This window comes from Paracoccus sp. PAMC 22219 (genome assembly GCF_000787695.1).
Classification (GTDB): domain Bacteria; phylum Pseudomonadota; class Alphaproteobacteria; order Rhodobacterales; family Rhodobacteraceae; genus Paracoccus.
The window spans coordinates 24,130-30,198 of record NZ_BBPH01000129.1; the positions used below are offsets into that span (position 1 = coordinate 24,130).

Annotated in this window: 6 protein-coding genes and 2 pseudogenes; all 8 read right to left on the minus strand. The window is 69.0% G+C overall.

All coding sequences use genetic code 11. The annotated features are described in order from the left end of the window. Nucleotides 1–5: 5 nt before the first annotated feature. Nucleotides 6–940: pseudogene (murB, locus tag TY51_RS14310) on the minus strand (UDP-N-acetylmuramate dehydrogenase). Between the two features lie 45 nt (nucleotides 941–985). Next, nucleotides 986–1,333, minus strand: coding sequence for a hypothetical protein (locus TY51_RS14315; RefSeq protein WP_042250592.1), 348 nt, complete (start codon nucleotides 1,331–1,333; stop codon nucleotides 986–988). Next, nucleotides 1,330–1,467, minus strand: coding sequence for a hypothetical protein (locus TY51_RS23550; RefSeq protein ID WP_231559070.1), 138 nt, complete (start codon nucleotides 1,465–1,467; stop codon nucleotides 1,330–1,332). Before TY51_RS23550 ends, TY51_RS14315 begins: the two co-directional genes overlap by 4 nt. Then, nucleotides 1,452–1,613: a hypothetical protein gene (locus TY51_RS23555; RefSeq protein WP_231559071.1), complete on the minus strand. Its 162-nt coding sequence runs from the start codon at nucleotides 1,611–1,613 to the stop codon at nucleotides 1,452–1,454. The genes TY51_RS23550 and TY51_RS23555 overlap by 16 nt, the downstream gene beginning before the upstream one ends. Continuing rightward, a pseudogene (murC, locus tag TY51_RS14320) lies at nucleotides 1,610–3,030 on the minus strand (UDP-N-acetylmuramate--L-alanine ligase). Before murC ends, TY51_RS23555 begins: the two are co-directional and overlap by 4 nt. Beyond that, nucleotides 3,027–4,112, minus strand: coding sequence for a glycosyltransferase (locus TY51_RS14325; RefSeq protein WP_042250595.1), 1,086 nt, complete (start codon nucleotides 4,110–4,112; stop codon nucleotides 3,027–3,029). The pseudogene murC and the gene TY51_RS14325 overlap by 4 nt, the downstream one beginning before the upstream one ends. After that, the gene (ftsW, locus tag TY51_RS14330) at nucleotides 4,112–5,275 is read right to left on the minus strand and encodes a putative lipid II flippase FtsW (RefSeq protein WP_042250596.1); all 1,164 of its coding nucleotides are present in this window, start codon (nucleotides 5,273–5,275) and stop codon (nucleotides 4,112–4,114) included. The genes TY51_RS14325 and ftsW overlap by 1 nt, the downstream gene beginning before the upstream one ends. Nucleotides 5,276–5,476: 201 nt before the next feature. Continuing rightward, the coding region (locus TY51_RS14335) for a cytochrome c biogenesis CcdA family protein (RefSeq protein ID WP_042250597.1) at nucleotides 5,477–6,069 on the minus strand (593 nt) is incomplete at its 5' end.

A 6,069-nucleotide genomic window follows, 5' to 3' on the forward strand; every position in this document is an offset into this window, starting at 1 on the left:
CCCGCTCAGTCGGCGTCGGGACCGGGGTCACCGACGCGGATGACCTCCCATTGCAGGTCGTGGCCGCTTTCCTCCAGAACGCGGCGGCGGACCAATTCGCCCAAGGCCTCCAGCTCGGCGGCGGTGGCACCGCCGGTGTTCAGCAGGAAATTCGGGTGCTTTTCCGACATCTGCGCCCCGCCCCAGCTGTGCCCGCGCAGGCCCGCCCGGTCGATCAGCGACCATGCCTTCAGATCGTGCACATCATCCGCCTGGCCCGTCGAACTGAACCCCGCCGGGTTGCGGAAGGTCGATCCTGCGCTGCGTTCGCGGGTGGGCTGGCTTTCGTCGCGGCGCGCCAGCTGGTCGGCCATCTTTGCGTGCAGGCGGTCCGGATCGCCCGGCGCCGCGCGCAGCCGCGCGCTGGTGATCACCCAATCGGCGGGCAGATGCGTCTCGCGATAGCCGAAGCGCAGATCGGCGGGCGTCAGCGTGACGCGCACGCCCTGGCGCGTGACGGCCTGTGCATCGATCAGGTGATCCGCCATATAGCTGCCATAGCAGCCTGCGTTCATGCGCACGGCCCCGCCGATGCTGCCCGGAATGGTGCGCAGAAAGGTCAGGTCCAGCCCCGATTCCGCCGCGCGGCGGGCGACCTGCGCGTCCAGCGCGGCGCGCCCGCGACGACGGTGTCGCCGTCGATCTCGACGCCGTTGAAGGCGCGGCCAAGGCGAATGACGACGCCGCGGATGCCGCCGTCGCGCACGATCAGGTTGCTGCCGACGCCCATCGGAAAGACCGGCACCGCGGGGTCCAGCGCGGACAGGAAATCGGCCAGGTCGTCGTCGTCCGCGGGTTGGAACAGCCAGTCGGCAGGGCCGCCGACGCGCAGCCAGGTCAGGCCGTCAAGGGTTCTGTCGGGGATCAGGCTGCCGCGGGGGGTGGGAAGGTCGATGCTCATGACCTTGGGTCGTAGCCAGCCGCGCCCCCCCCGTCAACCGCGGGCCTAGAGAACCAGCGTCGCCGCCGCGGCCAGCCCCGCGGTCAGCATGGACGCCAACGCCAGCAGCACCTGAGGGCTGCGCCACGCCAGTCGGTGGCCGCGGATCCGCGCCAGGATAAGGCCGGTGACCATGCCCAGCAGCGCGGGCAGGACGGTAAAGCTTTGTGCGACGACGGCGGCCAGGTCGTGAAAGCCCCCCTGCCCCTGCGCAGCGAAGAACAGCTGCAGCGCGATCGCCGCCAGCAGCGCCGACAGCACCAGAAGCGGCCAGCGCAACTGCAGCCGCGCGCTGCCCCATGCGATGACGCCCGCACCCGACAGGCACAGCCCCGCGATGATCCAAGGGTTCATCGCTGTCCTTCGGGCGCGTTCATCGCCGCCGTCCGGCGTCGCGCGGTCGGGCGGCCCAGCAGCAACAGCAGGCCCAGGCCAAAGCCCAGAACGCCCAGGCCCGGACCCCATTCCAGCGTCAGCCAGCCCAGCACCGGCACCCCGGCCAGCACCAGCGCCCAGCTGCGCGCCGCTGCCAGCGGCGTTGCAGGCGCGGCGTCAGGCAGGCCAGCGTCAGCCAGACCGCCGCCACCGCCAGCGCCAGCAGCGGCAAGATCGCAAGGTCGGGCGTCGCCGTCACGCGGCCTGGCCTTGCAATCGCGCCGGCAGCGCGTTGGCCCAGGTCGAGATGGTGCCCGCGCCCAGACAGACGACCATGTCGCCGGGACGCGCCTGTTCGCGGACCAGCCGTTCCAGGTCATCCTCGGACAGGATGGCGCGGGCGTGGCGGTGGCCGTGGGCGATGAGCCCTGCAACCAGATCATCGCGGGACGCGCCGGGAATGGGTTCCTCTCCGGCGGAATAGACATCGGCGATGGCCACCACGTCGGCCTCGTTGAAGCAGGTGCAGAAATCCTCGAACAGGTTCGACAGGCGCGAATAGCGGTGCGGCTGATGGACGGCGATCACGCGGCCGGTGCTGGCCTGGCGCGCGGCCTTGAGGACGGCGGCGATCTCCACCGGGTGGTGGCCGTAATCGTCGATGATGGTCACGCCGTTGATTTCACCCACGCGGGTAAAGCGGCGGCCGACGCCGCCGAATTTGGCCAGCGCCTCGCGGATCTCGGATTTCTTGATGCCCAGGTGACGCGCCACCGCGACGGCGGCCAGGCAGTTCGAGACGTTGTGATCGCCCGGCATGGGCAGGGTGCAGCCCTCGATCATGGGGACGCTGCCGTCGGTCGTCTCGCCCTGCAGGGCAATGTCGAAATGCGCGATGCCCTTGTCATAGGTCAGGTTCATCGCCCGCACATCGGCCTGCGCGTTGAAGCCGAAGGTGACCACGCGGCGGTCGGTCAGGCGGCCCACCAGGGCCTGAACCTCGGGGTGGTCGGTGCAGCAGACGGCCAGTCCGTAAAACGGGATCGACGAAGCGAAATTGGTGAAGGCCTGGCGCAGCGCGTCGAAGCTGCCCCAATGTTCCATGTGTTCGGGGTCGATATTGGTGACGATGGCGATATCGGCAGGCAGGCGGTTGAAGCTGCCGTCGGATTCGTCGGCCTCGACCACCATCCACTCGCCGGCACCGGCCCGCGCGTTCGAGCCATAGGCGTGGATGACGCCGCCATTGATGACCGTCGGGTCCAGCCGCCCGCGTCCAGCAGGGTCGCGACCATCGTCGTGGTCGTCGTCTTGCCATGCGTGCCCGCGATGGCGATGTTCGATTTCAGGCGCATCAGCTCGGCCAGCATCTCGGCGCGGCGGACGATGGGCAGGCCGCGCAGGCGGGCCTCCTCCAGCTCGGGGTTGCCCTTCTTGATCGCGGTCGAGATGACGATGACGCCCGCGCCCGTCACGTTCTCGGCGCGCTGGCCCTCGAAGACGGTGGCGCCCAGGGTCTCCAGCCGGTCGGTGATCTTGGATTTCTTGGAATCGCTGCCCTGGACGCGATATCCCAATGTCAGCAGCACCTCGGCGATGCCCGACATGCCGATGCCGCCGATGCCCACGAAATGGATGGGGCCCAGCTCTCCGGGCAGTTTTGTCGCTGCGTTCATCGCGTGATCTCCTCGACGAGGTCGTATAGGCGGCGCGCCGCGTCGGGGCGCGCCAGGGTCAGGGCCGCCTGCGCCATGGCCGTGGCCTGGGCGGGGTCCGTCAGGATCGCGCGGATGTCGCGCGTGAGGCTGTCCGCGTCAAGCACGGATTCGGGATGGACATGCGCCGCCCCCGCATCGGCCAGCGCCTGCGCATTGGCGGTCTGGTGATCGCCGGTGGCGGCGGCAAAGGGGATCAGGATCGCCGGGCGACCGATCACGGTGATGTCGGCCAGCGACGATGCGCCCGACCGGCTGACCACCAGGTGGGCGGCGGCGATGCGGTCCGGGACGTCGGCGAAAAAGGGCTGAACCTCAGCCGCGATGCCGGCTGCGGCATAGGCGACGGTGACGTGGTCGGCATCCTCGGGGCGGGCTTGGTGGCTGACCTGCAGCCGCGCGCGCAGATCCGCGGGCAGTGCGGCGATGGCGGCGGGCACGACCTGCGACAGGACGCGCGCACCTTGGCTGCCGCCGATGACCAGCACGTTCAGCACACCCTCGCCCGGTGCCACGTAGGGGCTGGCGGCGTGGTCCAGGACCGCGCCGCGCACCGGGTTGCCGACATGCTGGCCGGTGATCCCCTGCGGCAGGATGGTGGGCCAGGTGCCGCACGCTACGCGATGCACGCGCGCGGCGAACAACCGGTTCACGCGGCCCATGACGCCGTTCTGTTCGTGGATCATCCGCGGCAGGCCCATCAGATGCGCCGCCGACAAAGCCGGAATGGTCGGATAGCCGCCAAAGCCAATCACGACGGACGGGCGGTCGCGCCGGAACGCCCGACGGGCGGCCAGAACCCCTGCCGCGATCTTGAACGGTGCCGCCAGCTTGCCCGACAGACCGCCGCGCGCCGTGGTGGCAGACCGCACGACCTGACGTTCGACCGCCTCGGGGAAGCCGCCGGCATAGCGTGCGCCGCGGTCGTCGGTGGACAGCTTGACCCGCCAGCCTCGGGCCAGCAGCAGTTCCGCAAGGGCCTGGGCGGGAAACATGTGGCCGCCGGTGCCTCCGGCGGCGATCAGCGCTAGGGGGGCGGTCATCAGCGGGCCCGGCGCAGGATTTCGGCGAACTCGCCCTGTGGACGGGTGCGGGTCAGCGCCAGCAGCATGCCGACGGCGATGCCCGACGCGATCACGGACGAGCCGCCATAGCTGACGAACGGCAGCGTCATGCCCTTGGCGGGCAGCAGGCGCACCGCGACGCCCATGTTGATCAGCGCCTGGACCCCAAAGGCGCAGGCCAGGCCCGTCCCCGCGATGCGCGCGAACGGATCGCGTTCCCGCACCAGCCGCAGCAGAGAGCGCATGACGATGGTCATGTACAGAATGATGATCGCCAGGACCATGATGAAGCCGTATTCCTCGGCCGCGACGGCGATGATGAAGTCGGTATGCGCGTCGGGCAGCGACCATTTCACCGTCCCCTCGCCCACGCCGACGCCGAAGAAGCGGCCCTCCTGGATGGCATTGGTGGCAAAGTAGATCTGGGTGTTGGCATCGACCTCGGACGACAGGAAGCTGTTGATCCGGCGGGCAAAGTGTTCCGACGCGTTATAGGCGAACAGACCGCCCATCCCGGCCAGGCCCGCGACGGCCACGATCAGGATGACCGGCGATCCGGCGACGAAATACATCACCAGCCAGGAAAACAGCACCAGCGAGGCCTGGCCGAAATCCGGCTGCAACGCCAGCAGGATGACGATCGCCATGGCCGCGCCGAAGGAATAGATCCGCCCCGGAGGGCCACCCGGTTCCTGTGCCGAGGCCATGAACCACGCACATAGCGCCACGAAGCCCGGCTTGAGGAACTCCGACGGCTGCAACGAGACAAAGCCCAGGGACAGCCAGCGCGTCGCGCCCTTGCCGAAATCGGTGCCGATGAACGGCAGGGCCAGGATCAGCAGGAAGGACACGGCAAAGCCCAACACGCCGATGCGCCGGATCTGGCGCGGGGTCAGCATCGAGATGACCAGCATCACGAACAGGCCCATCGCCCCGAACACCATCTGGCGCTGAACATAGTAGAAGCGCGGCAGGTTGTTCTTTTCCGCAAGGGGCACGGACGCGGCCAGCCCCAGCAGAAGCCCGATGGCGAACAGGCCCAGGACGCAGGTCAACGACCATTTGTCCAGGGTTCGCCACCAGCGTGGAAGAATCGGGTCGCCCGCCCGAACGGGCGTCGTGCCGAAGACCATCTCGGTCATGGGAATACCGCCGTCACTGCCTCTGTCCTGTCCGGTTTTCCCGGATCTGCGGCCAAGGATAGCGCGATTGTCGCAGGCGCGCTACCACAGATTGAACCCGGACCGGCGCGCGCCGGAACGTGATCGCTGGACCGGGGTGCCGGAGCCCGCAAGCGGCCTCCGGCGCGCTGCCGCCCGGCCTTGGGCCGGCTTCGCCGGCGGTCAGCCGAGCGTAGCCAGGGCGGGGAACGTCTCCAGCAGCCAGAAGCTGAAGGCCGAGAAGGCGCCGGTCAGCAGCATCACGCCCACCACGACCAGCAGCGCGCCCATGACGCGTTCGATCGTCTTAAGATACGGCTTGACGCGGTTCATCAGGCCGATGGCGCGGTTGATGAAGATGGCGGCCAGCAGGAACGGGATCCCCAGCCCAAGCGCATAGACGGCCAGCAGCGCGGTGCCGCGCGACAACTCGCCCCCGGTGGCGGCCAGCGACAGGATCATGCCCAGTTGCGGGCCGATGCAGGGCGTCCAGCCAAAGGCGAAGGCCAGGCCCAGCACATAAGCGCCCATCGCCCCGCCGCCCTGCTGGCCCGATTGCAGACGCGCCTCGTGGTCCAGAATGGGAATGCGGATGACGTGCAGAAAGTGCAGGCCCATCACCACGACCATGACCCCCGCCACGCGGGCCAGGATGTCCTGATACTGCAGGAAGGCCCGCCCGAAGGCAGACGCTGCAAAGCCCATGACCAGAAAGACCGTCGACAGGCCCAGCACGAAGAACAGCGCAGGCACCACGGCGCTGCGTTCGCGCGTTT

Coding starts and splice junctions, on each gene's coding strand:
- TY51_RS14315 (WP_042250592.1), bottom strand. CDS start 1,333: ATGAACCCTTGGATCATCGCGGGGCTGTGCCTGTCGGGTGCGGGCGTC.
- TY51_RS14325 (WP_042250595.1), bottom strand. CDS start 4,112: ATGACCGCCCCCCTAGCGCTGATCGCCGCCGGAGGCACCGGCGGCCAC.
- ftsW (WP_042250596.1), bottom strand. CDS start 5,275: ATGACCGAGATGGTCTTCGGCACGACGCCCGTTCGGGCGGGCGACCCG.